Raw genomic sequence first — 24,959 nt, forward strand, 5'->3', positions numbered from 1 at the left:
GAACATTGCGCGCGCCCGGGACATGTTCCCGGGCGTTGTGCTGTTCCGGCTGGCGGCCTGTTCTGTTCCGGCGGCGCGCAGGCGGCGGAAGCGGCGGCCGCGGACCCGCCATGACTGGGGCCGCCGCGACAGCGCCGCGCAGACGGGGGCGGATTCAATTGATTTCCGCCGCAACCACTTGCAACGGCGCGCCGTTCGTGCTGTCACGACTTCGCGAACATCCGGCCTGCTGGGTCAGACCCGATCGGGAGGGGACATCGAGTTATGACGCATCCATCGATTCACGCGAAAACGAACCCGGACAAGCCAGCCTACATCATGGCCTCCACCGGCGAGACCGTCACTTACGGCCAGCTGGAGGCACGCTCCAACCAGATCGCCCACCTGTTCCGTTCGCTCGGCCTGAAGGCCGGGGACCATGTGGCGTGGATGCTGGAAAACAGCGCCCGTTTCTATGAGGTGGCGTTCGGCGCCCAGCGCTCCGGCCTGTATCACACCGCCATCTCCACCCACCTGCAGCCGGACGAGATCGCCTATATCGTCGGCGACTGCGGGGCGAAGGTGTTCATCACCTCGGTGAAGTTCGCCGACCGCGCCGAAGAACTGCGCCAGAAGCTCGCCCCCGACACGGTGTGCTTCATGATCGGCGGCGTGGCGCCGGGCTACCGCTCCTTCGAGGAGGCGGTGAAGGACATGCCGGTCACGCCGATCGCCGACGAGGTGACCGGCCACGACATGCTCTATTCCTCCGGCACCACCGGCAAGCCGAAGGGCGTGAAGAAGGCGTTCGAGAACGCCCCGATCACCCAGCTGAACCCGTTCCTCGACGCGCTGGTCGGCAAGATGTGCGGCGCCAATTCGGAGACGGTGTACCTGTCGCCGGCGCCGCTGTATCACGCCGCGCCCATGCGCTTTAACATGATGATCATGTGCTACGGCGGCACCTCGATCATCATGGAGAAGTTCGACGCGGAGGAATTCCTGCGCCTGGTAGAGAAGTACAGGGTCACCTTCTCGCAGCTGGTGCCGACCATGTTCATCCGCATGCTCAAGCTGCCGGAGGAGGCGCGCAGGAAATACGACATCTCCTCGCTGAAGGCGGCGGTGCACGCGGCGGCCCCCTGCCCGGCCGACGTCAAGAAGGCGATGATCGACTGGTGGGGCCCGATCATCCTCGAGTACTACGCCGGCTCCGAAGGCAACGGCGTCACCATCATCACCTCGAAGGAAGCGCTGGAGCGCCCCGGCTCCGTCGGCCGCGCCCTGGTCGGCGAGATCAAGATCGTCGGCGAGGACGGCGAGGAGCTGCCGCCTGGCGAGATCGGCCAGGTGTATTTCGCCAACGCGCCGCAGTTCGAGTACCACAACGACCCGGAGAAGACCCGCAGCGCCTACAATGAGAAGGGCTGGTCGACGCTGGGCGACGTGGGCTATCTCGACAGGGACGGCTACCTCTACCTGACGGACCGCAAGGCCTACATGATCATCTCCGGCGGCGTGAACATCTATCCGCAGGAGACCGAGGACGTGCTCATCAGCCACCCGGCGGTGACGGACGTGGCCGTGTTCGGCGTGCCGAACCCGGAAATGGGCGAGGAGGTGAAGGCGGTGGTGCAGCCGGCCCCGGGCTACACGCCCGGCCCCGAGCTCGCCGCCGAGCTGATGGCCTACTGCCGCTCGAAGCTCTCGCCGATCAAGTGCCCGAAGTCGATCGATTTCGATCCGGAGCTGCCGCGCACGCCCACCGGCAAGCTGATGAAGCGCCTGCTGCGCGACCGCTACTGGCCGCAGGAGGCCAGGGGCCCGGTGGCCGCGGTCGCCCGGTAAGGGCCAGGTCCGAAGGTCAGGCCATGCGAGAGGCCGCGGCCAGGCGGGGCGCGAACAGGCGCCCGGCCGGCGGCGACGGCCTCACCCCAGCGCGCCCGGGAGGAGACTCCCGGGCGTTCGCATGCGGGCGGGAGCGAAGTCCCTGCCCGCGCTGGTGGAAAACGCCGGGCGGACGGCGCCTGCGGACGCTGGCAATGACGGGCGTTCGCATTTATCGTCCGGGTCAGAGAACTGGACGCGCCGCCGCCAGCGCGCGCGCAAGCAACAGTCACGCATCCGAGGAGAGACGCCATGGCCGGGAGCGCGCTGCCGCCCTTCCACAAACTCAATTTCATGCCGCGCGACATTGAGCTGGAGCGGCGGGCCGACGGCACCATGGTGATGCGCCAGCGCATCCCGCTGAAGCCGTACGAGAAGCACATTCCGTATTTTCTGGAGAAATGGGCGCAGGAAACCCCTGACGCCCTGTGGCTGGCCCAGCGCCGCGGCCCCAATCGCGAATGGCTGAAGGTTACTTACGGGGAAGCGAAGCGCCGGGTCGATTCGCTCACCCAGGCGCTGCTCAATCTCGGCCTCGATTCCGAACGGCCGGTGATGATCCTCAGCGGCAACTCCATCGAGCACGCGCTGATGACCCAGGCGGCGATGCAGGCGCGCCTGCCGGCGGCGCCGGTGTCGCCGGGCTACTCGCTGATGAGCGAGGATTTCGTCAAGCTGCGCCACGTGTTCAACCTGCTCACCCCCGGCGTCATCATGGTGCAGGACGGCCCGCCCTTCGCGCGGGCGCTGGCGGCGCTGGACCTCACCGGCGTCACCGTGGTCTATGTGGAGCGGCCGGTTCCGGGCGTGCCCGGCGTCTCCTACGCCGAGATGGAGCAGACCCCGGTGACCCCGGCGGTGCAGGCCTCCATCGACGCCATCACGCCGGAGACCATCGGCAAGCTGCTGTTCACCTCCGGCTCCACCGGCATGCCCAAGGCGGTGATCAACACCCAGAAGATGATGACCGCCAATGTCGCCATGGGCCAGCAGGCCTGCCCGCGCGATCCCGACGATCCGCCGCGCACGGTGCTGGACTGGCTGCCGTGGAACCACACCATGGGCGGCAACTCCACCTTCCACGCGGTGCTGGCCGACGGCGGCTCCTTCTACATTGACGACGGCCGCCCGCTGCCGGGCCAGTTCGACGAAACCATCCGCAACCTGCGCGAGGTGTCGCCCACCTATTACGGCAGCGTGCCGGCGGGCTTCGCGGCGCTGATCTCCGCCATGGAGCGGGACGACGCGCTGGCGAAGTCGTTCTTCAGGAACCTGCGCCAGCTCGGCTATGGCGGCGCCACGCTGCCGGACGACCTCTACGAGCGCATGCAGGCGCTGGCCATCCGCCACACCGGCAAGCGCTACGTGTTCTCCACCGGCTGGGGCTGCACGGAGACGGCGCCCACCGCCACCTACACCTACTGGGAGACCGAGCGGGTCGGCCTCATCGGCCTGCCCTTCGCCGGCATCGAGCTGAAGATGGTGCCGGTGGGCGACAAGTATGAGCTGCGCCTGCGCGGCGTCACGGTGACGCCCGGTTACTACCGCCAGCCGGAGCTGACCGAGAAGGCGTTCGACGAGGAAGGCTTCTACAAGATCGGCGACGCCGGCGTGTTCGTGGATCCGGAGCGGCCGGAGGAAGGGCTTGTGTTCGCCGGCCGCGTGGTGGAGGACTTCAAGCTGCTCACCGGCACCTTCGTGCATGTGGGCTCGCTGCGCGTGGCGGCGGTGGCGGCCATGTCGCCGGTGGCGCAGGACGCGGTGGTGGCCGGCCAGGACCGCGACTACATCGCCCTGCTGGTGTTCCCCAACATCCTTGCCTGCCGCCAGCTCACCGGCCTGCCGGAGGCCAGCGCCGAGGAGCTGGTCGCCCATCCGGCGGTGATCGCGCGCGTGCGCGACGGCCTGACGGCCTACAATGCGGAGAATCCGGGCTCATCGACCCGCGTCGCCCGCGCCCTGCTGATGGCGGAGCCGCCCTCCGTGGACGGCAACGAAATCACCGACAAGGGCTACATCAACCAGCGCGCCACGCTGGAGCGCCGCGCGGCTCTGGTGGAGCGGCTGTACGCGCCCAATCCCGATCCGGCGGTGATCGTGCTCGACGGGCGCACCGTGACGCGGCCGGAGGGCGTGGCGGCCGCATAAGCGGGCCGCGCCGGCTCTTGCGACGGGGGGAAAACCTGAAGCGCGGCCGGAGGACGCCCGTCCCCCGGCTGCGCTTCAGCCGTTTCAGGGCCACCGCCATCGTGGACATGCCGGCGGCCCGCCCAGGACGGGCGTCGTTGTCCGGGGCCAGGAGCGCCTGCGGAAGGCGCGGCCGGGCCCCGGCGGGCGGGGCGGCGGCCGGGGCGGGCTTCAGCAACCGGCGTGAGCCCGCCCGCCCCCCTGCCTGCCCCCTCAATAAAAAAAATCGGGGCGACCCGCGCGGATCGCCCCGTGACGCCATGGCCGGGAGCGGCGGGCCGCCCCCCGGCGCAAGCGGCCGGATTACTTGCCCCTGAACTGGGCCGGACGCTTCTCGAGGAAGGCGCGCACGCCCTCGGCGAAGTCGTCGGCGCGGCCGGCGGTGCGCTGGAACTGGCGCTCCAGGTCGAGCTGCTCCTCGAAACTGTTGTCGGTCGATTCGATGTACAGCTTGCGGATCAGGCCCAGCGCCACGGTCGGGCCGTTGGCGAGCTCGGTCGCGATCTTCAGCGCCTCGTTCAGCGCCTCGCCGTCATCGACCACGCGGTTGATCAGGCCCCAGTCCAGCGCCTTCTCGGCCGGCAGGCGCTCGCCGAGCAGCGACAGCTCCAGGGCGCGGGCGCGGCCGACCAGACGCGGCAGCAGCCAGGTGGAGCCGCAGTCCGGAACGAGGCCGATGCGGCGGAACGCCTGCATGAAATAGGCCGAACGGGCGGCGACGATGAGGTCGCCCATCATGGCGAAGCTCATGCCGGCGCCGGCGGCCGGGCCGTTCACGGCGGTGACGATCGGGCAGTGCAGGTTGCGCAGGCGACGCAGGATCGGGTGATACATGGTCTCCAGCGCGGCGCCGGCGTCGATCTTGGCGGCGGCCTTCCTGCTCATGTCGCCCTGCAGGTTGGCGCCGGAGCAGAAAGCGCGGCCCTCGCCGGTGAGCACCAGGCAGCGCACGCCGGTGTCCGGCTCCTCGATCTGGTCGAGGGCGGCGTTGAAGTCCTCCAGCAGCTTCGGCGACAGCGCGTTCAGCACTTCCGGATGGTTGAAGGCGAGGATGGCGACCGGGCCATCGATGGTAAGCTTCATGCGTTCGAGCGTCATTGTGATCCTCCCCAGGCGCGGTTCCGTCGCGCCGTCAGTCGCGAAGCCGTTGACGCCCGCCATGCGGCGGGGCCTCTCCTCCCGCGCGCCGGCGCCGCGGCGCCGGCCCGCGGGCGACGTCACGGGCCCCTGCCCGTCGCGTCGCCCGCGCGTGATGCGCAAAAGGGGCCCCGGAGACCTCCGGAGCCCCGCAGCCACGGCTCAGCGCGGCGCCATGCGGATGGCGCCGTCGAGGCGGATCACTTCGCCGTTGAGCATCGGATTTTCGACGATGTGCAGGGCCAGCCTGGCGTATTCGGCCGGCTTGCCCAGACGGGACGGGAACGGCACCTGCTGGCCGAGGCTCTTCTGCGCCTCCTCCGGCAGACCCATCAGCATCGGCGTCAGGAAGATGCCGGGCGCGATCGAGCACACGCGGATGCCCCACTGGGCCAGGTCGCGGGCAACCGGCAGGGTCATTCCGACCACGCCGCCCTTCGAGGCCGAATAGGCGGCCTGGCCGATCTGGCCGTCAAAGGCGGCGACCGAGGCGGTGTTGATGATCACGCCGCGCTCCTCGCCCACCGGCTCTGCGTCCACCAGCTGCTCGGCGCACAGGCGGATGACGTTGAACGTGCCGAGCAGGTTGATGTTGATGGTGCGCTGGAAGATGTCCAGGGCGTGCACGCCCTTCTTGCTCATCACGCGCACGGCCGGCGCCACGCCGGCGCAGTTCACCACCACGCGGACCACGCCATGGGCCTCCTGCGCGGCCCTGAAGGCGGCGCGGATGTCGTCCTCGCTGGTCACGTCGGCGCGCACGGCGACGCCGCCGATGTCGGCCGCCACCTGGCGCGCCTTCTCCTCCTGCACGTCAACGATCGTGACCTTCGCGCCGCTGGCTGCGAAGGCACGGGCGGTCGCTTCACCGAGGCCCGAGCCGCCGCCGGTGACGAGCGCCGAAATACCCCTGATATCCATGACAGTCTCTCCATAGCGCCGCCAGCCGCGCGGCTGGCCGCGTTCCGAAATTCGGGCAGGCTGTAACAGACGGACCCCGGACACGCCATGCCGGCGCGCGGCCGTCGCGTTCATGGGGCCCGCCCCGGCCCTCCCGCCGCAATTTCCTCCGCCGCGCCCTCCTGCATTTCCCGGCAGGGGCATACCCCAGGCGCGGCCGCCGCGCCATGGGGCGAATGCGCCGCTCCCCCGCCGCAACCGCCGGCTGGCCGGCCGGCGCGACGCGCCGTCATTTCCCCTGGGCGTCCGCCATACGGCGCAGTATAAGAGGCGCACGGTCTAGCCCGTCAACCTATCGTTTGTTAGACTACATGACGTCCCGCATTGTCCTGCCGGCGACGCCCCCTGCCCTGCGGAGGCCGGGCGCGCCGCATCCGGCGTCGCATCGCGTTTATTGGAGGATCCATGGCCAGATCGACAGGTCGCAAGCGCAAGGACGGTGAGCGGGGATCGGACGCCGGCGCCGCGGAGCGGCGCAAGCAGATCCTGGCCGAGGCGGGCAAGCTGTTCGCGGCGCGGGGGTTTGAGGGCGCCTCCATGCGCGAGATCGCGGCGGCCACCGGGCTGCTGTCAGGCTCGCTCTACTACCACTTCGCCTCGAAGGAAGAGCTGTTTGTCGCGGTGTACCAGGCCAACATCCGCATGGTGACCGAGGCGGTGCAGGCGGCCATCGAGGGGGTGGAGGGCGCGTGGGCGCGGCTGGAGGCAGGGGCCATCGCCCACTGCGAGACGCTGCTCACCGGCGACCGCACCGCGGTGCTGGACGTGAAGTTTCCGCCGGGGCTGGAGGCGATGCGCCCGCAGCTGATCCAGCCGCGCGACGAGCACGAGAAGCTGTTCGCCAGCCTGATCGAGCCGCTGGACCTGCCGGATCACATCGACCGCAACATCTTCCGCCTGCACCTGCTGGGGGCGCTCAACGGCGCGGTCACGTGGTACCGGCCCTCGTCGCGGCTGACGCCGGCCGACGTGGCGCGCCAGATCGTCGGCGCCTTGCGCTACGTGCACAAGGGCAACACGCCGGCGCCCTGACGCGCGCCGCGCGCCAGCTCCCTCAGCGCGCGGCCCCCGCCAGCCGCTCCAGGCTGGCGAGCGTCCATGCGCGGACGCGCGGTCCGGTGAAGGCGCCGTCCTCGCCGGCGAGCCTCTCCCGCTGGCGCACGGCGAAGACCACGCGCCGCCCGTCCTTCTCCGCCCAGCCCACGAACCAGCCGCGCTCCTGCGCGCCGTCTGGCCCTTCGAGGCGGCCGGTGGAGCCGGTCTTGCCGCGCACGCGCCAGCCGCCGGGGGCGTCAAGGACGGGGATGACGGCGCGCGTCTTCGCCTGGACCTCCGCCGGAACCGGCAATTCGTCCCGCAGCAGGCGAACGAGAAAACGCGCCTGCTCCTCCGGCGAGATCGCCAGCGAAGAGTTGAGCCAGGCCTGCGTCAGGCCGTTGTCGCGGCCAGGATCGCCGCTGGCGTCCTGGTTGCCGTAGCCGAGGCGCTTCACCCAGCGCGCCAGAACCTCCGGCCCCTCCCGCTCCGCCATGCGCCGCGTCAGCTCGCGCGAATACCAGATCACCGAGTCGCGCTGCCACGCGGCGGGATCGACCCGCCTGCGGTCGCGCTGCGGGGCGGGAAAACGGCCGTCGTACTCCCAGGCCGGATCATGGGCGTCCTTCAGCACGCCGGTGGCGAAGCCCATGACGGCGAGGACGATCTTGAAGGTGGATTCGGGGGTGCTGCGGCCGGCGCACGCGCCCTCGCTGCGTATGGTCGCGCCGCTGTCAGGATCGATGACGACCACGCACCGGTCCGTGACCTCACGCGCGGCCGGAGCGGCCGCGCGGGCGACGCATGAAGTGATCGCCGCCGCCACGCCCAGACCGATCATGGCGGGAATGATCACGGCGATGACAAGGTCCCTGACGGGTCTACGCGCTCGTTTCATCCTGGACTCCGGGGCGCAACGCCAGGACGGTTCTTCCGTCCGCCCGCGGGCCGCCTTTGCGGGCGGACCGCGAGCGTCAGATGGTTATGCCTGCGCCCCGTTTCCGAAGGTGCGGCGCCGCACCCTCCCGGATGCGCGGACGGGATAGGAATCAGGAGGGATCGAGCATCCGGCGCAGGGCCGCCTTGTTGATCTTCTCCAGCGTGGAGCGCGGCAGCTCGGAGACGATGCGCACCTCGTCCGGCGTCTTGAACTTCGCCAGCTGCGCCCTGCAGGCGGCCATCACCCTGTCAGCCAGGTCCGGCGCGACCGGCCCGGGATCGGGCAGGATGAAGGCCACGGGAACCTCGTCGAGCATCGGATGCTTCTTCGCCACCACCGCGCATTCGGCGATGCCGGGCACGGTCATGATCACGCGCTCGATCTCCGAGGCGGCGACGTTCTCGCCGCCCACCTTCAGCATGTCCTTGGCGCGGTCGGCGAACACCCAGAAGCCGTCCTCCATCAGCGTCACGCGGTCGCCGGTGATGAACCAGCCGTCCTCGGTGAAGGATTCGCGCGTGGCCTGCTCGTTGCCGTCATAGCCGGCGAACAGCGACAGGCCCGGCACGCCCCTGATCTGGAAGTCGCCGGTGGCGCCCGGCCCCAGCTCCTCGCCGTTCCCGTCGACGATGCGCACCAGATATTCCGGCGCGCAGCGGCCCATGGACATGGGGCGGTTGTAGCCGTGCAGCTCGCCCACCGTGCCGTGGGTGATGGTTTCGGTCATGCCCCACCAGCCCAGCGAGCGCACGCGGAAGTGCGAATCCCACGGCGCGTCGCACACGGCGATGCCCCAGGCGCGGTAGCTGTGCTGCGGCACCTCATGGGCCATCAGCGCCCGGGCGCAGAACGGGATCATCGACGTCCAGGTGCAGCCGTGCTTCAGCGACACCGGCCAGAACCGCGAGGCGGAGAAGCGCGGCTGCACCACGCAGGCGGCGCCCGCCCACAGCGAGGCCAGCAGCGTGTAGGCCTGGGCGTTGGTGTGGAACAGCGGCATCGTCAGCAGATGGGTGTCGCTGGCGCGCAGCTCCTCGTGGGCGGCGTTGACCTTGGCGCCCCACAGGGCGTTGGCGTGGGTCCACAGCACCGCCTTGGGCCGCGAGGTGGTGCCGGAGGTGAACTGGATGGAGAACGGCGCCATGGGATCGTGCGGCCGCTGCGGCAGGCCAGCCGGATCGCCGTCAATGGCGCTGAACGAATCGGCCGGCGCGGGCGTGTTGGGGCCGGCGTCCTCGCCGTTGTCGGTCTCGGTGACGGCGATCCAGCGCGCGCCCTTGCACGCCCGCGCCGCCATCTCCGCGAATTTGGGCTGGGTGATCACCGCCACCGCGCCGGAATGGTCGAAGAAATAGGCCAGCTCGTCGGCGCTGGAGCGGGCGTTGGTGGTGACCGCCACCGCCCCGGCGTAGGCGCAGCCGAGCCACGAGACGATGGACTCCGGGCAGTTGTCGAGGTGCACCACCACGCGCTCGCCCGGCTTCACGCCCCGGGCCAGAAGACCGGCGGCGAAGCGGCGCAGACGGTTCGCGAACTGGGCGAACGACCAGGCGTAGCCCACGCCTTCAAACGGCTCCCAGATGATGAACGGCTTGTCGCCGCTCGCCCTGGCCCGGTAATCGACGAGCGTGCGGATGTCTTGCCCCACAAACGGGTGCCCCATGCCCGGGCGCTGGATCGCCATGCCCTTCCTCCCTGTGCCTGCCCCAGATTCGCGGCGCCGGCCGCGCGCCGGTCGCCGGCGGCCCGCCGCGCCGCCGCGGCCCGGGCCCCTTCCGGGCAGGGATTATCCGTAATCCGCCCGCCCTGGCAATGCGCCGGCGGCGGCGGGCGGCCACCGCGAAATGTGCGGCGGCGCACTTTACCCGCGGAAGATGCTATTGCTTGCATCAACCGTCGCGGGCCGCCGCCGGTCCGCCCCGCCGCAGGGAGAAAGTTCCATGAAAACAGTCGCAGCAGTCGTCGGCAGCGTCCGCCCTGGCTCCGTCAACCAGCAGCTGGCGCGCGCCGTCGCCCGTCTCGCGGAGGGCAGGCTGGCCTTCCGCTTCATCCGCATCGACGACCTGCCCATGTATGACGACGAACTGTGGCGGGACCCGCCGGCCAGCGTGCTGCGCATGAAGGCCGAGGTGGAGGCGGCGGACGCGGTGCTGTTCGTCACGCCGGAATACAACCGGTCGGTTCCGCCGCTGCTCAAGAACGCCATTGACTGGGGCTCGCGCCCCTATGGCGAGAGCAGCTGGGCCGGCAAGCCCACGGCCGTGATCGGCGCCAGCCCCGGCGCCATCGGCACGGCGGCGGCGCAGCAGCACCTCAAGGCGGTGGTCGCCGTGGTCGGCGGCGTGCTGATGGGCCAGCCGGAGGTGTATTTCTCGGCGAAGCCGGGCCTGATCGACGACAGCGACTCGGTGACGGACGGGCAGACGCGCGCCTTCCTCCAGGGTTTCGTCGACGCCTTCGCCGGCTTCATCGGACGCACGGGCTGACGCGCCGCAGGGCACGGGGGAGACGATGGGAGGAGACGGCCAGCGCGGCGGCGCCGCGCGCACCGGCGTTGATCTCGGCGGCACCAAGATCGAGGCCATCGTGCTGGACGCCAGCGGCCGCGAGCGCGCCCGTCGCCGCGCGCCGACGCCGCGCGGCGACTATGAGGCGGGCGTGCGCGCCATCGCGGCGCTGGTGGAGGAGACGGAGCGCGCCGCCGGCGTCAGCCCGACCTTCGCCGGCGCGCCGCGGCCGGTGGGCTTCGGCGTTCCCGGTTCGCTCTCCCCCGCCACCGGCCTGATCCGCAACGCCAACTCCACCTGGCTGAACGGCCGGCCGCTGGCCGCCGATCTGGCAGCGGCGCTCGGCCGCCCGGTGCTGCTGGAGAACGACGCCAACTGTCTCGCCGCTTCGGAGGCGGCGGACGGCGCCGCCCGCGGCGCCCGCGTGGCGTGGGCGATCATTCTCGGCACCGGCGTGGGCTCGGGCATCGCCGTGGACGGGCGGCCGCTGCGCGGCCGCAACGCCATCGCCGGCGAATGGGGCCACATGCCGCTGCCAGGAGCCGGAGCCGACGAGCCCGCCCGCCCCTGCTACTGCGGCCGCGCCGGCTGCGTGGAGACCTGCTGCAGCGGACCGGCCCTCGCCGCCGAATATGTCGCCGCCGGCGGCCCCGCCGGCGCAACGGCGCAGGAGGTGGCGCGCGCCATGCGCGCCGGCGACCCCGTGGCCCGCGCCGTGTGGCGGCGCTACGTGCGCCGCCTCGGCAAGGCCATGGCGAGCGTCATCAACGTGCTCGATCCGGACGTGATCGTGCTCGGCGGCGGCATTTCCAACATCGACGAGCTGTACGAGGCGCTGCCGGCGGCGATCCGGCCGCACCTGTTCTCCGACGTGTTCGACACGCCGCTGCGCCGCGCCATGCACGGCGACAGCTCAGGGGTGCGCGGGGCCGCATGGCTGTGGACGCCGCCGGCGTATGCCGACGCTTGACTTTCGCGCGGCGCTCCTGACCATCACCCCGGACCAATCGAATGCTTGTTAGGCGCCTCCGGCGTCCGCGACAGGCCACGGCCACGGCCGTCCCGCCGCAAGAGGACGGCGGCCGGCAACAGGGAACGACACACATGCAGGGCCGCATTTCCATCACTATCGCCAATGGCGTCGCCGACGTGAAACTGGTCCGCGCCGACAAGATGAACGCGCTGGACGACGCCATGTTCAACGCGCTGCTGGAGGCAATCGAAACGCTGAAGCAGGACCCGAAGGTGCGCGCCGTGGTGCTCTCCGGCGAGGGCCGCGCCTTCTGCGCCGGCCTCGACATGGGCAATTTCGGCAAGATGGCGGAGGGAGCCCGCAAGGAAGGCGGCGCCATTCCGCGCGATCTCGCCGCCCGCACCCATGGCGTGGCCAACCGGCCGCAATATGCGGTGTGGGGCTGGCGGGAGCTGCCGGTTCCGGTGATCGCGGCGGTGCACGGGGTGGCCTTCGGCGGCGGCTTCCAGCTCGCCCTCGGCGCGGACATGCGGTACGTGACGCCGGACGCGCGCATGTCGGTGATGGAGATCAAGTGGGGCCTCGTGCCGGACATGGCCGGCACCCAGATCATGCGCCATCTCGCCCGTGAGGACGTGGTGCGCGAGCTCACCTACACCGGCCGCATCTTCACCGGCGAGGAGGCCCTGACCCTCGGATTCGCCACCCGCGTCTGCGCCGATCCTTACGCCGGGGCCATGGAGACGGCGCGCCAGATCGCGGACAGGAGCCCGGACGCCATCCGCGCCGCCAAGCGCATTCTCAACCGCGCCGTGGTGGTTTCGCCGGTGGAGGGCCTCACCGACGAGGCCGAGGAGCAGCAGAAGCTGATCGGCAGCCCCAACCAGGTGGAGGCCATCATGTCCAACCTGCAGAAACGCCCGGCCAGCTACGCCGATCCGCAGACCTGACGGCGCGCGGGCGCGGCCCGGGGCCAGCTCCGGGCCGTGGCCGCACACCGTGGGCCGCACACCGTGGGACCATACCGCGCGCCCGCGCCGCGGCACGGGCCTGGCGCGCGGCGCGAGAAACGGCGGCCGCCCCGGCGGGCGGCGCCAGGGGCGGCGGCGGTCCGCCCCGCACGCCGGCGCAGACGCCCCGCCAGCGGGCGCGACGCCAGGGAGGAACGCCCATGATCGACCTGTACTACTGGCCGACGCCCAACGGCTACAAGATCACCATCTTCCTGGAGGAGGCGGGCCTTCCCTACCGGGTGATCCCGGTGAACATCGGCGCGGGCGACCAGTTTCGCCCGGAGTTCCAGGCCATCAGCCCCAACGGCCGCATGCCGGCCATCGTCGACCACGCCCCGGCCGACGGCGGCGAACCGGCGGCCATTTTCGAGTCGGGCGCGATTCTCGAATATCTCGCCGAGAAGACCGGCCTGTTCATGCCCCCGGACCTGCGCGGCCGCTACCAGACGCGCCAGTGGCTGATGTGGCAGATGGCCGGCCTTGGCCCCATGCTCGGCCAGCACGGCCATTTCCGGCTGTACGCGCCGGAGCAGGTTCCCTACGCCATCAGGCGCTATGGCGACGAGGCGCGCCGGCTGTACGCGGTGCTGGACCGGCGGCTGGGCGCTACCGGCGCCTGCGTGGCCGGCGACTATTCCATCGCCGACATGGCCATCTTCCCCTGGATCATGACCCACAAGGCCCAGGGCATTTCGCTGGACGCCTATCCCCATGTGGCGCGCTGGTACGCGCAGCTGCGCGCGCGCCCGAAGCTGCAGGCGGGCCTCGCCGTGGGCCGGGAATGGCGCAGGCCCATGACCGAGGAAGCGAAAAAGGTGCTGTTCGGCCAGACCAGCGCGGGCGAGCCGCCGCGCGGCGGCTGACGCCGCCTCCCCTCACAACCAGACAAGCGACCGGCCGGGAGACGCCGCCATGACCATCGAGTGCTATTTTGACTGCTCCAGCCCCTGGACCTATCTGGGCTTTGAATCGCTCATCCGGCTGGCGGAGGAGTTCGGGGAGCCGGTGGTCTGGAAGCCGATCCTGGTGGGCGGCATCTTCAACACCATCAACCCCACGGTTTACGCCTCGCGCCAGAACCCGGTGCCGCAGAAGGCGGCCTACATGCGCAAGGACCTGCAGGACTGGGCGCGTTACTGCGGCGTGAAGATCAACTGGCCGCAGGTGTTTCCGGTGAATTCGGTGAAGGCCATGCGCGGCTGCGTCTGGCTGGAGCCGCAGGGCAGGCTCGTGCCCTTCGCCCGCGCCGTGTTCGAGAGCTACTGGCGCGACGGCCGCGACATATCGCAGGACGCAGAGCTGGCGGCGATCCTCGACCGGCTGGAGATCGACCGCGACGCCTTTTTCGCCGCCATCGCCACGCCGGAGATCAGGGACCAGCTGCGGCGCAACACCGAGGAGGTGGTGCGCCGCGGCGGCTTCGGCTCCCCCACCTTCTTCGTCAACGGCGACGACATGTATTTCGGCAACGACCGCATGCCGCTGATCCGCGCCGCCCTCGCGCGCGCCCGCCAGGGCTGAGGGGACGGCGCGCCGTCCCCGCCGCGACCCGACAACGACGACAGACAAGACGCACAGGAAAGCCCCCATGCCCCGTTCCGTGGTGTGCCGTGAACTTCGCGGCATTGATGGCCTTGCGCTGGAAGAGACCCCCCGCCAGCCGGTCGGCCCTGGCCAGGTCCGCGTGGAGATCCACGCCGCCTGCCTCAACTTCCCGGACCTGCTGATGACGTCCGGCGGCTACCAGTTCAGGCCGCAGACGCCGTATGTGGCCGGCATGGAGGCGGCCGGCGTGGTCGCCGAGACCGGCGAGGGCGTGACGCGCGTGCGGGTGGGCGACCGGGTGATGGTGGGCGGCAAGACCGGCGCCTTCGCCGAGGAGGCGGTGGTGGCCGAGTCGCAGCTGGCGCCGCTGCCGGAGACGCTGACGTTTGAGGAAGGCGCCTGTTTCCGCGTCGCCTACCAGACCGCCTGGTACGCGCTGAACGAACGCGCCCACCTGAAGGCGGGCGAGACGCTGCTGGCGCACGGCGCCGGCGGCGGCGTCGGCCTCGCCGCGGTGCAGATCGGCAAGATGATGGGCGCGACGGTGATCGGCTGCGCCTCCTCGCCGGAAAAACTGGAGGTGATCCGCGCCAGCGGCGCCGACCACGCCATCCTCTATGGCGACGGCCCCTTCCGGGACGAAGTCAAGCGCCTCACCGGCGGCAAGGGCGTGGACGTGGTGTTTGATCCGGTGGGCGGCGAGGTGTTCGAGCAGAGCCTGCGCTGCATGAACTGGGGCTGCCGGCTGCTGGTGATCGGCTTCACCGGCGGGGTCGGCATGGCGGCGACCAATCTGGTGCTGATCAAGGGCGCGAGCGTGCTGGGCGTGCGCGCCGGCGAGTCGGCCCGCCACGATCCGGAGAGCGGCCGGCGGGTGCAGAAGGCGCTGGCGGAGCTGGCCGCCTCCGGCCGGCTGAAGCCGCATATCTCCCATGTGGTGCCGCTGGAACGCTTCCGCGAGGCGTTCGAGCTGATGCGCGACCGCAAGGCCATCGGCCGGGTGGTGATCCGGATGCGCTGAGGCGACCCCCGGCCGCCCCTGACGCGAACGCGCGGCGAAAGCCGCGCGTCTTGCGTCTCCGCCCCGGCGGCTGCGGGTCAGTGGGCCAGCAGCAGCGCCCTGTCGGTGCGGGTGATGACGTCGCGGGTGGTGCCGCCCATGAACCACTCCAGCCAGCGCGACTGGCCATAGCCGCCCATGACGATGAGATTGGCCCCCACGCGCTCGCTCTCGTCCAGCAGCGCGGCGGTGGCGTCGCCGGCGTCCAGCTTCACCGGGCGGACCTCCACGCGCCCGGCGTGGCGGCTGAGATGCGCCGCCAGATCCTCGGCGGAACGGTCGGTCTCCCCGTCCTCGCGGGCGAAGGCGTAAACGATGGTGGTCTCGCGGGCTTCGGCGATCAGCGGCAGGGCCTCGGCCACGGCGCGCGTGGCCTGGCGGCAGTCGCGCCAGCCGATGAGAATGCGCTCGAACCGGTCCGGGGCCGTCGCGCCGGGCGGCGCCAGCAGGATGCCGCGGCCGCTCTCCATCAGCACGGCCTCGATCAGGTCGCCCCAGTCCTGGTCGCCGTCGCCGCGATAGGGGCAGGTGGCGATGAACAGGTCGGCCCAGCGCGCCTGGCGGGCGGCCAGACGGGCCAGCGCGGCCGGGCGCGCGTCGAGACGGCGCACCTCATGGGGAACGCCGAACCGTCCCAGCCGTTCGCGCAGCTTCTGCTCGATGACGTCGCCTTCACGCCGCACCTGGTCCTCGATGTCCGCCACAACCGACACGGCGGCGGCGCCCGCCTCGATGGGCATCACCGTGGCGAATTCCGGCAGCGCGTTGGTGAACAGCCCGGTGAGGCGCGCCACTTTTCCGGCGCCGACGGTGGCGATCACCGCCGCGACGTGTCCAAGCCGGACTTCGTCTTCCGGCGTGCCGTCGAGGTGCACCATCAGGTCCATCACGGCTCAACTCCCCTCTGTAGCGTCCGGGCTCCAGCCCCCACGGCGCCAGAATGCCGGAGGCGCGCCCGCGCGTCGACATGATCTTCCCTCTCCGGCTGGGACAGCGACCAAAAAACGCGCGAGACGCGGGCCGGGGTTGCGAAATGCGCCGCAAGACAAAGGAAAGATTGACGGCCGCGCGCTGAAACGTGATATGCGACGGCGAAGGCGGAGCGTGCGTTCGCGGCGGCGCGGGCCTCCGGACGGCGCCGCCCGCGCCCGCGGAGGCGAAGTTGTCATTTGCCCTGCCGCCGCGTCCTGCCGCATGCTCATGCCGGAAGCGGCCTCTCCCGTGCCGGACGCGCATGACGCCATAACCCGGAAATGCCCATGTCAACGGACGACAACGCTGACGGCGCCCATCCCAGCCTCGATCTGCGCTCTTACCTGCCTTACCGCTTTTCCGTCCTGTCCGAAGTGGTCGCCCAGGGCTTCGCCCGGCAGTACCTGGACCGGTTCGGTCTCGCCATTCCGGAATGGCGCGTGCTGGCCACGCTCGGCGCCCATTCGCCGCTCACCGCCAAGGCCATCGGCCAGCACAGCCGCATGCACAAGACCAAGGTGTCGCGCGCCGTCACCTCGCTGGAGGCGCGCGGCCTGGTGCGCGGCGAGGTGAGCGCCCATGACCGGCGCGAGATCAACCTGTGGCTCAGCGACCAGGGCCGCGCCCTGCACGACGAGCTGATCCCCCTCGCCCATGAATATGAGGCGGAGATCATCCGCGACATCCCTCCGGGCGACCTGGAGATCATGGCGCGCACCATGGACATCATCTTCCGCCGCGCCGACGGCTGAGGCGCGCCGCCGGTTTTTGCAGCGCCGCGACGCGCGGACGGGCGCATGTCGCCGCACGGGAAATTGTAACGTTATTGCATTGCGCCTATATCTGCGCTGGCGCGCCGCCCCTGGCGCGCCGTCCGCCAGACCTGCAAGGACCCGCCATGCCCGCTCCGCGTCGTCCCGTCTCCTGCTCCGGCCGCCCGGTCCTGCCGGCGCGGCGGCGCCTGCTGGGCGCAGCCGCCCTCGCCGCCTGCCTCGCCCTGCTGCCGGGGGCGGCCGTCTCCGCCCATGCGGAGCCGGGGCCGAAGCTGCCGGTGACGGCCAGTTTCTCCATTCTGGCCGACATGGCGCGGCGCATCGGCGGCGAGCGGGTGGAGGTGACCGAGCTGGTGGGCCCGGGCGGCGACGTGCACGTGTTTTCGCCGGCGCCGGCCGACGCCCGGCGCATCGCCGGGGCGCGGCTGATCATCACCAACGGCCTGGCGCTGGAGGGGTGGATGCCGCGGCTGATCCGCGCCGCCGGGGCGAAGGCGCCGGTGGTGGAGGCCAGCCGCGGCGTGGCGCCGGCCGGCGACGGAAACGGCGGCCATGCCCATGCGGCGCACGCCGGCGGGACGCACGGCGGCGGGGGCGCACACGCCCACGGCCACGCCGGCCTGGATCCCCACGCCTGGCAGGACGTGCGCAACGCCGTGATTTACGCGCAGAACATCCGCGACGGGCTGGTGCGCGCCGATCCGGACGGGCGCGAGACCTATGAGCGCAACGCCGCCGCCTATATCGCCGAGCTGCAGGCGCTGGACGCCGACATCCGCCGCATGATGGCGCACATTCCGCCGGCGCGCCGGCGCATCATCACCACCCACGACGCCTTCGGCTATTTCGGCCGCGCCTACGGGCTGGAGCTGCTGGCGCCGCAGGGGCTCTCCACCGAGTCGGAGCCGTCGGCCACGGACGTGGCCCGCGTCATCCGCCAGATCCGCGAGGCGAAGGCGCCGGCGGTGTTCCTGGAGGACGTCGCCAATCCGCGGCTGATGCAGCAGATCGCCCGCGAGACGGGGGCGAAGATCGGCGGGCGCCTGTACACGGATTCGCTCACGCCGCCGGACGGCCCGGCCCCGGACTATGTGGCGATGATGCGCCACAACGCCGGCGCGCTGGCCGCGGCGCTGGCGGAGTGAGCCGGGGCGGCGGCCTTCAGCCGCCCTCGATCTCCGCCCTCAGCATCTCCAGCTCGAGCCAGCGGTCTTCAGCGGCGGAGAGCTGCTCCTGCAGCTGCGCCGCCGCGGCGGTGAGCTTCCCGAACAGGGCGCGGTCGCGGGCGTAGAGATCCGGGTCGGCCAGCTTCTCCTGGGCCAGCTTCAGCTTCGCCTCCAGGTCGGCGATGGTCTTCGGCAGCGTCTCCAGCGCGTGCCGGTCCCGGTAGCTCATGCGCTTCGCCGCAGGCCGCGCCTCCTGCGCCGGAGCGGGCTCCGCCTCCGGCTTCGGCCGCCCCCTGGCGGCGGCCTTCGCCGGCGGCCTGGCGCTGGCGACGTCGGCGCCGCGCTGGCGCAGCATGTCGGAATAGCCGCCGGCGTATTCCTGCCAGCGCCCGCCCCCTTCCGGAACCAGCACCGCATCGACCACCCGGTCGAGGAAGTCGCGGTCGTGGCTGATGAGGATCAGCGTGCCGGCGTAGTCGGCCAGCATCTCCTCCAGCACGTCCACGGTCTCGAGGTCGAGATCATTGGTGGGCTCGTCGAGCACCAGCAGGTTGGAGGGCTTCGCCAGCGCCAGCGCCAGCATCAGCCGCGCGCGCTCGCCGCCGGAGAGCACCTTCACCGGCGTGCGCGCCATCTCCGGCGTGAACAGGAAGTCCGACATGTAGGAGATGACGTGGCGCGGCTGGCCGCCGATGAACACGTGGTCGCCGCGCCCGCCGGTCAGCGTTTCGGCGAGCGTCGCCTCGGGATTGAGCAGGGCGCGGCGCTGGTCCAGCGTGGCCAGCTCGATGTTGGCGCCGAAGCGGATGTCTCCCGAATCCGGCTGCAGCCGGCCGGTGAGCAGGTTGACCAGGGTGGTCTTGCCGGCGCCGTTGGGGCCGACGATTCCCAGCCGGTCGCCGCGCAGCAGCCGCAGGCTGAAGTCGCGGACGATGGGGCGCTCGCCAAAGCTCTTGCACACGCCCTTCGCCTCGATGACCTGCTTGCCCGAGACTTCCGCCCCGGCGGCGGCCATGCTCACCTGGCCGCTGGCCTGGGCGATGGCCCGGCGCGCCTCGCGCCGCTGCTGGCGCAGGGCGGCGAGCTCGCCCATGCGCCGCATGTTGCGCTTGCGCCGGGCGGTGACGCCATAGCGCACCCAGTCCTCCTCCGCGGCGATCTTGCGGTCGAGCTTTTCGGCGGCGACGCGCTCCTGCTCCAGCGTTTCGTCGCGCCAGGCCTCGAAGCGGTCGAAGGTGATGTCGGCGCGGCGGGTCTGGCCGCGGTCGAGCCAGACCACGGACCTGCCGAGCTTCTGGAGAAAGCGCCGGTCATGGCTGATCACCACCAGCGCGGCGCGCATGCCGGCCAGCTCCTCCTCCAGCCATTCGATGGCCGGCAGGTCGAGATGGTTGGTGGGCTCGTCCAGCAGCAGGATGTCCGGCTGGGGCGCAAGGGCGCGGGCCAGCGCGGCGCGGCGCGCCTCGCCGCCGGAAAGGCTGGCGGGATGTTCGTCGCCGGTGAGGCCCAGTTTCTCCAGATACATGCTGGCGCGCCAGGGATCGTCGCCTCCGGCGAGGCCCTCCATCACCCAGGAGAGCACCGTGTCATGGCCGGAGAGGTCCGGCTCCTGCGGCAGGTAGCGCAGCGTGGCGTCCGGCTGCAGGAAGCGCACGCCGGCGTCGGGCTCCACCAGCCCCGCCGCCACCCGCAGCAGCGTGGACTTGCCCGAGCCGTTGCGCCCCACCAGCACGACGCGGTCGCCGCGCGCGACCGCCAGTTCGGCGCCGTCCAGCAGCTGCTGCGCGCCAATGCGCAGGCGCACGCCGGAAAGGGTCAGCAGGGGTGGCGAAGCCATGGCAGCTCCCGTGTGAGGCGCGTCGCTCAGCCGGCGACGCCCGCCTGGTAATCCTTGACGTCGGACGCCCGGACCTCCGGATGGCGCTCCAGCTCGTAGTTCAGCGAGAAGGCGGAGGTGGCCATGAACACCGGCTCGCGGTCCAGGTCGAGGGCTATCGACGAGGTATGGGCGTTCACGAACTTCTCCAGCCCGGCCGGGCTGTCGGCGGAGATCCAGCGGCAGATGGTGAAGCGGGTGGGCTCGAAGTCGATGGGCAGGCCGTATTCGCTCTTCAGCCGCTCCTTCAGCACGTCGAGCTGCAGGGAGCCGACCACGCCGACAATGGCCCCGGAGCCGTCGAGGGGCGTGAACACCTGCACCACGCCCTCCTCGGCCATCTGCTGCAGGGCCTCGCGGAGCTTCTTGGCCTTCATCGGATCGGTGAGCTTCACACGGCGCAGGATTTCCGGCGCGAAGCTCGGCACGCCGCGGAACACCAGGTCCTCGCCCTCGGTGAGGGTGTCGCCGATGCGCAGCGTTCCATGGTTGGGAATGCCCACCACGTCGCCGGCCCAGGCCTCCTCGGCGATGGAGCGGTCCTGGGCGAAGAAGAACTGCGGCGCCGAGAGGGTCATGGGCTTACCGGTGCGCGCCAGGCGCGCCTTCATGCCGCGCGTCAGCCGCCCGGAGCAGATGCGCAGGAAGGCGATGCGGTCGCGGTGGTTGGGATCCATGTTGGCCTGGATCTTGAACACGAAGCCGGTCATGCGCGGCTCGGTGGGCTCCACCATGCGGGTGGCGGCCTGCTGGGGGCGCGGCGGCGGCGCGAACTCCGCCACCGCGTCAATGAGGTCGCGCACGCCGAAGTTGCGCAGGGCCGAGCCGAAGAACACCGGAGTCAGGTGGCCCTCGCGGAAGGCCTGGAGGTCAAACGGCTCCAGCGCCGCCTCGGCCAGCGAGACGCTCTCGTGGAAGGCCGCGCGCTCGTGCTCGGGCAGCAGGCCGAGCAGCTCCGGATCGTCCGCGCCCTCCACGAAGAAGCCGTCGTCGTCCTTGTCCACCAGGCGCACGCGCCGGTCGCGCAGGTTGTAGGTGCCGGCGAAGGAGCGGCCCGAGCCCACCGGCCAGGTCACGGGCGAGGTGTCCAGCGCCAGGGTTTTCGAGATCTCGTCCAGCAGATCGAAAGGATCGCGCGACTCGCGGTCCAGCTTGTTGATGAAGGTGATGATCGGGATGTCGCGCAGGCGGCACACCTCGAACAGCTTGCGCGTGCGCGCCTCGATGCCCTTGGCGGCGTCGATCACCATCACCGCTGCGTCCACGGCGGTGAGCGTGCGGTAGGTGTCTTCGGAGAAGTCCTCGTGGCCGGGCGTGTCGAGCAGGTTGAAGACGTGATCGCCGTACTCGAAGGTCATCACCGAGGTGACGACGGAGATGCCGCGCTCCTTCTCGATGCCCATCCAGTCCGAACGGGTGGCGGCGCCGCCGCGTCTGGCGCGGACCGCGCCGGCGAGCTGGATGGCGCCGCCGAACAGCAGCAGCTTTTCGGTGAGCGTGGTCTTGCCCGCGTCCGGGTGGGAGATGATGGCGAAGGTCCGCCGCCGGGCGACGGCTCTGGCCTCGGGAGAAGACTGGGCGTTCATTGGAATCTGTCCGGCGGACCGCCGGCGGCGGTCGCTTCAGGATGTCGGAGGGCTGGCCGCCTGCCGGCGCCAGCCGCAGCGAGAGGCCTCCTAGCAGGTTTCGCCCGCCGGGGCGAGCGCCTCACGGGCGTCAGCCGGCGGCGACGCCCTGCGGGGCCGGATAGTCGAACACCTTCATGTAGTGGGCGATGGCCTCCGGCGTTCCGGTCGCCTTCTGCAGGTTGTCGGAGAGCTTCACCGCCGGGCGGCCGTTGGCGCTGGAGACCTTGCACACCAGCGAGGCGGGGCGCAGGTCGAGGTCCGGGCGCGTGGCGCAGCCCTCGAAGTCGTTGGTGAGGTTGGTGCCCCAGCCGAAGCTCATGCGCACCCGGCCGTGGAAGTGATGGTAGGTCCTCTCGATCGAGTCCACGTCCAGCGCGTCGGAGAACACCAGCAGCTTCTCGCGCGGATCGCGGCCGCGCGCCCGCCACCAGGCGATGATCTCCTCGCCGCCCTCGACGGGCGGGCGGGAATCGGGGCGGAAGCCGGTCCAGTCCGCCACCCATTCCGGCGCGTGCTTCAGGAAGCTGGCGGTGCCGAAGGCGTCCGGCAGCACCACCAGCAGGTTGCCGCCATAGTATTTTTTCCACGACTCCAGCACCCGGTAGGGCGCCGTCAGCCGCTCCTCGTCGGTGTCGGCCAGCGCCGCCATCACCATGGGCAGCTCATGGGCGTTGGTGCCGATGGCCTCAAGGTCCGTCTCCATGGCGAGGAGCACGTTGGAGGTGCCGAGCAGCTTGCGCCCCAGCCCCTCCTTCAGCGCCTCCACGCACCAGCGCTGCCACAGGAAGCCGTGGCGCCGGCGGGTGCCGAAATCGGAGATGCGCAGGTCCGGCAGCTGGCGCAGGCGCTCCACTTTCTCCCACAGGCGCGACTTGGCGCGGGCGTAGAGCACGTCGAGGTCGAAGCGGCCCATCCGGCGCATGGCCGCGCGCGAGCGCAGCTCGTTGACGATGGCCAGCGCCGGGATCTCCCACATGGTGGTGTGGGTCCAGGGGCCGCTGAAGGTGAGCACGAACTGGCCGTCCTCGCGGCGCAGGTCATATTCCGGCAGCTGGAACTCGGCCAGCCAGGCGAGAAAGTCCGGCTCGAAGATCTGCCTGCGGCCGTAGAAGGTGTTGCCGGCCAGCCAGATCATCTCCTTCTTGGAGAAGCGCAGGGTGCGGGCGTGGTCGAGCTGTTCGCGCAGCTCCTGCTCGTCCACCTGGTCGGCGATGCGGATGTCCTTCGACCGGTTGATCAGGGTGAAGTCCACGCGCACGTCGCGGAACAGCCCCCAGATCATCTGCAACATCAGTAGCTTGTAGAAATCGGTGTCGAGCAGGCTGCGGATGATCGGATCCAGCTTCCAGCTGTGATCGTAAACCCGGCGGGCGATATCGATGTGCGACATGAGGGCCTCCGCCCCGGTGCTGCTGCGCTGGAGGAGACGCCGCCGGCGTCCCGCGCCCGAAACAGGGGTCTGGCCCCGAACGGTTGCAAAATCCGTCTCGCGGCGGCGTTGTCAAGGCGAGAGGGCGCGCGGGGACCGCCGCGGAGACACGATCAGGCGAGGAAAGCCGGGGAGACGGCCACGAGATGGCCCCAATCGGCCGCCACAGGCGGGGCCGCCGGGCCGCGGCCGCGCCGGCGGCGGCCGCCGCCGGAAAGCCGCCGCTCTCCCGCCCCTGCCGGCGCCGCATGGTCGCCTTGCGCGCGCGGCGCATCTTTCTATAGTCCGCCGGCAAGGGCGCGACGACGCCGGCGCTGCGCCGCAGGCCGGGCGGTCCTGCGCGCAACGCTCCCATGGCCTTGCGTTCTCCGGCGAGGACGCCGGCGCCTGACCGGAACACGCCCGCAATCGCGGCCCTGCCTGCGGGGCCCCCGCTGCAATGGAAAGATCATGTCGGGAAAACGCGTCAACAAGGTGGTCCTGGCCTATTCAGGCGGTCTTGACACCTCGATCATCCTGAAATGGCTGCAGACCACCTATGGCTGCGAGGTCGTGACCTTCACGGCGGACCTCGGCCAGGGCGAGGAGCTGGAGCCGGCGCGGCAGAAGGCGCTGATGCTCGGCATCAAGCCCGAGAACATCTACATCGAGGACCTGCGCGAGGAATTCGTGCGCGATTACGTGTTCCCGATGTTCCGCGCCAACGCCCAGTATGAGGGCGTGTACCTGCTCGGCACCTCCATCGCCCGGCCGCTGATCGCGAAAAAGCAGATCGAGATCGCCGAGGCCACCGGCGCCGACGCCGTGGCCCACGGCGCCACCGGCAAGGGCAACGACCAGGTGCGCTTCGAGCTGAGCTATTACGCGCTGAAGCCCGACGTCACCGTCATCGCCCCCTGGCGCGAATGGGAGCTGACCTCGCGCACCGCCCTGCTCGACTTCGCGGAGAAGCACCAGATCCCGATCGCAAAGGACAAGCGCGGCGAGGCCCCGTTCTCGGTGGACGCGAACCTGCTGCACTCCTCTTCCGAGGGCAAGGTGCTGGAGGATCCGGCCCGGGAAGTGCCGGACTACGTCTACTCCCGCACCGTCTCGCCGCTCGAGGCGCCGGACAGACCGACCTATGTCTCCATCACGTTCGAGAAGGGCGATCCGGTCGCCGTCGACGGCGTGAAGATGAGCCCGGCGACTCTGCTGGCGCATCTCAACAGGATTGGCCACGACAACGGCGTCGGCCGTCTCGACCTCGTCGAGAACCGCTTCGTCGGCATGAAGAGCCGCGGCATGTACGAGACCCCCGGCGGCACGATCCTGCTGGTCGCCCACCGGGCCATGGAGTCGATCACCCTCGACCGCGGCGCGGCCCATCTCAAGGATGAGCTGATGCCGAAATACGCCGAGCTCATCTACAACGGCTTCTGGTTCTCGCCGGAGCGCGAGATGCTGCAGGCGCTGATCGACAGGAGCCAGGAACATGTCACCGGCGAGGTGCGGCTGATGGTCTACAAGGGCGGCGTGCACGTGGTCGGCCGCCAGAGCCCGTACACGCTGTATGACCAGGAGCTGGTGACCTTCGAGGAAGGCGCCGTGGCTTACGACCACCGCGACGCCGCCGGCTTCATCCGGCTCAACGCCCTGCGCCTGCGCACCCTGGCGCAGCGCAAACGCAAGCTCGGCCTGTGAGGCGGCGCGGGGGGCGCGGCGCCCCCCGCCCTGCGGCAAGTGGCGGAGATTGCGACCGTTTCGCGGGCGCCGCGCGGCGCCTGCGCAGCGGACGGGGATGGCGTGCGCCTGTCATTTTGGGTTGCATCCGGTCCCCCGCGCCTGCATATGGAGCCATCAGCAAAAACTGGCGCAGGTCCTGACAGGACCCGGCGGTGAGCGCATGCGGG

The 24,959-nt window shown here is 70.7% G+C and carries 20 protein-coding genes; 12 read left to right on the forward strand and 8 right to left on the reverse strand.

Going from position 1 to position 24,959, the window contains the following annotated elements; translation table 11 throughout:
• Positions 1 to 264: 264 nt before the first annotated feature.
• Together ACFFJB_RS10490 and ACFFJB_RS10495 are read left to right on the forward strand one after the other, a co-directional pair.
• Positions 265 to 1,827 (forward strand): acyl-CoA synthetase, encoded by a 1,563-nt coding sequence (locus ACFFJB_RS10490; protein ID WP_376831300.1) that lies wholly within the window; start codon positions 265 to 267, stop codon positions 1,825 to 1,827.
• 291 nt (positions 1,828 to 2,118) lie between these two features.
• Entirely contained in the window at positions 2,119 to 4,014 is a 1,896-nt protein-coding gene (locus ACFFJB_RS10495) for an AMP-binding protein (protein WP_376831301.1), read from the forward strand.
• Between the two features lie 342 nt (positions 4,015 to 4,356).
• On the opposite strand, the gene ACFFJB_RS10500 is transcribed toward ACFFJB_RS10495, so the two are convergent.
• The gene (locus tag ACFFJB_RS10500; protein ID WP_376831303.1) at positions 4,357 to 5,151 is read right to left on the reverse strand and encodes an enoyl-CoA hydratase/isomerase; all 795 of its coding nucleotides are present in this window, start codon (positions 5,149 to 5,151) and stop codon (positions 4,357 to 4,359) included.
• Positions 5,152 to 5,352: 201 nt separating this feature from the next.
• On the reverse strand, positions 5,353 to 6,111 hold the full coding sequence (locus tag ACFFJB_RS10505; protein ID WP_376831304.1) for a 3-hydroxyacyl-CoA dehydrogenase: 759 nt from the start codon (positions 6,109 to 6,111) through the stop codon (positions 5,353 to 5,355).
• 444 nt (positions 6,112 to 6,555) lie between these two features.
• On the opposite strand from ACFFJB_RS10505, the gene ACFFJB_RS10510 reads away from it, so the two are divergent.
• Positions 6,556 to 7,182, forward strand: coding sequence for a TetR/AcrR family transcriptional regulator (locus tag ACFFJB_RS10510; RefSeq protein WP_376831305.1), 627 nt, complete (start codon positions 6,556 to 6,558; stop codon positions 7,180 to 7,182).
• A 22-nt stretch (positions 7,183 to 7,204) separates the two neighbouring features.
• On the opposite strand, the gene ACFFJB_RS10515 is transcribed toward ACFFJB_RS10510, so the two are convergent.
• Both ACFFJB_RS10515 and ACFFJB_RS10520 read right to left on the reverse strand, forming a co-directional pair.
• Positions 7,205 to 8,083: a penicillin-binding transpeptidase domain-containing protein gene (locus ACFFJB_RS10515; protein ID WP_376831306.1), complete on the reverse strand. Its 879-nt coding sequence runs from the start codon at positions 8,081 to 8,083 to the stop codon at positions 7,205 to 7,207.
• A 151-nt stretch (positions 8,084 to 8,234) separates the two neighbouring features.
• Positions 8,235 to 9,809, reverse strand: coding sequence for an AMP-binding protein (locus ACFFJB_RS10520; protein WP_376831307.1), 1,575 nt, complete (start codon positions 9,807 to 9,809; stop codon positions 8,235 to 8,237).
• A 256-nt stretch (positions 9,810 to 10,065) separates the two neighbouring features.
• Here ACFFJB_RS10520 and ACFFJB_RS10525 point away from each other — a divergent pair, with 256 nt between their 5' ends.
• The 6 genes from ACFFJB_RS10525 to ACFFJB_RS10550 all read left to right on the forward strand — a co-directional run bounded on the left by ACFFJB_RS10525 (position 10,066) and on the right by ACFFJB_RS10550 (position 15,184).
• Complete coding sequence (locus tag ACFFJB_RS10525) at positions 10,066 to 10,611, forward strand: NADPH-dependent FMN reductase (protein ID WP_376831309.1); 546 nt, start codon at positions 10,066 to 10,068, stop codon at positions 10,609 to 10,611.
• A gap of 25 nt (positions 10,612 to 10,636) precedes the next feature.
• Positions 10,637 to 11,602, forward strand: coding sequence for an ROK family protein (locus ACFFJB_RS10530; protein ID WP_376831310.1), 966 nt, complete (start codon positions 10,637 to 10,639; stop codon positions 11,600 to 11,602).
• A 134-nt stretch (positions 11,603 to 11,736) separates the two neighbouring features.
• Complete coding sequence (locus ACFFJB_RS10535) at positions 11,737 to 12,555, forward strand: crotonase/enoyl-CoA hydratase family protein (RefSeq protein ID WP_376831312.1); 819 nt, start codon at positions 11,737 to 11,739, stop codon at positions 12,553 to 12,555.
• A gap of 221 nt (positions 12,556 to 12,776) precedes the next feature.
• Complete coding sequence (locus ACFFJB_RS10540; protein ID WP_376831313.1) at positions 12,777 to 13,481, forward strand: glutathione S-transferase N-terminal domain-containing protein; 705 nt, start codon at positions 12,777 to 12,779, stop codon at positions 13,479 to 13,481.
• Between the two features lie 49 nt (positions 13,482 to 13,530).
• Entirely contained in the window at positions 13,531 to 14,139 is a 609-nt protein-coding gene (locus ACFFJB_RS10545; protein ID WP_376831314.1) for a 2-hydroxychromene-2-carboxylate isomerase, read from the forward strand.
• A 67-nt stretch (positions 14,140 to 14,206) separates the two neighbouring features.
• A complete protein-coding gene (locus ACFFJB_RS10550) occupies positions 14,207 to 15,184 on the forward strand; it encodes an NADPH:quinone oxidoreductase family protein (RefSeq protein WP_376831315.1) in 978 nt (325 codons plus the stop codon).
• Positions 15,185 to 15,261: 77 nt separating this feature from the next.
• Here ACFFJB_RS10550 and ACFFJB_RS10555 read toward each other — a convergent pair whose 3' ends face one another.
• Positions 15,262 to 16,110 (reverse strand): universal stress protein, encoded by an 849-nt coding sequence (locus ACFFJB_RS10555; protein ID WP_376832649.1) that lies wholly within the window; start codon positions 16,108 to 16,110, stop codon positions 15,262 to 15,264.
• Positions 16,111 to 16,482: 372 nt separating this feature from the next.
• Between ACFFJB_RS10555 and ACFFJB_RS10560 the strand changes: the two genes are divergently transcribed.
• Together ACFFJB_RS10560 and ACFFJB_RS10565 are read left to right on the forward strand one after the other, a co-directional pair.
• The gene (locus ACFFJB_RS10560; protein ID WP_376831317.1) at positions 16,483 to 16,947 is read left to right on the forward strand and encodes a MarR family winged helix-turn-helix transcriptional regulator; all 465 of its coding nucleotides are present in this window, start codon (positions 16,483 to 16,485) and stop codon (positions 16,945 to 16,947) included.
• A gap of 146 nt (positions 16,948 to 17,093) precedes the next feature.
• Positions 17,094 to 18,113 (forward strand): metal ABC transporter substrate-binding protein, encoded by a 1,020-nt coding sequence (locus ACFFJB_RS10565; RefSeq protein WP_376831318.1) that lies wholly within the window; start codon positions 17,094 to 17,096, stop codon positions 18,111 to 18,113.
• 16 nt (positions 18,114 to 18,129) lie between these two features.
• Here the strand turns inward: ACFFJB_RS10565 and ACFFJB_RS10570 are convergent, their stop codons facing one another.
• The 3 genes from ACFFJB_RS10570 to pncB form a co-directional block, all read right to left on the reverse strand.
• Complete coding sequence (locus tag ACFFJB_RS10570) at positions 18,130 to 19,971, reverse strand: ABC-F family ATP-binding cassette domain-containing protein (RefSeq protein WP_376831320.1); 1,842 nt, start codon at positions 19,969 to 19,971, stop codon at positions 18,130 to 18,132.
• A 26-nt stretch (positions 19,972 to 19,997) separates the two neighbouring features.
• Positions 19,998 to 21,596, reverse strand: a complete 1,599-nt coding sequence (locus ACFFJB_RS10575) for a peptide chain release factor 3 (RefSeq protein WP_376831322.1) — start codon at positions 21,594 to 21,596, stop codon at positions 19,998 to 20,000.
• A gap of 130 nt (positions 21,597 to 21,726) precedes the next feature.
• Complete coding sequence (pncB, locus tag ACFFJB_RS10580) at positions 21,727 to 23,028, reverse strand: nicotinate phosphoribosyltransferase (protein ID WP_376831324.1); 1,302 nt, start codon at positions 23,026 to 23,028, stop codon at positions 21,727 to 21,729.
• A 489-nt stretch (positions 23,029 to 23,517) separates the two neighbouring features.
• On the opposite strand from pncB, the gene ACFFJB_RS10585 reads away from it, so the two are divergent.
• Complete coding sequence (locus tag ACFFJB_RS10585; RefSeq protein WP_376831325.1) at positions 23,518 to 24,750, forward strand: argininosuccinate synthase; 1,233 nt, start codon at positions 23,518 to 23,520, stop codon at positions 24,748 to 24,750.
• Positions 24,751 to 24,959 lie beyond the last annotated feature (209 nt).

The organism is Camelimonas abortus (assembly GCF_042432745.1).
Taxonomy (GTDB): Bacteria; Pseudomonadota; Alphaproteobacteria; order Rhizobiales; family Beijerinckiaceae; genus Camelimonas; species Camelimonas abortus.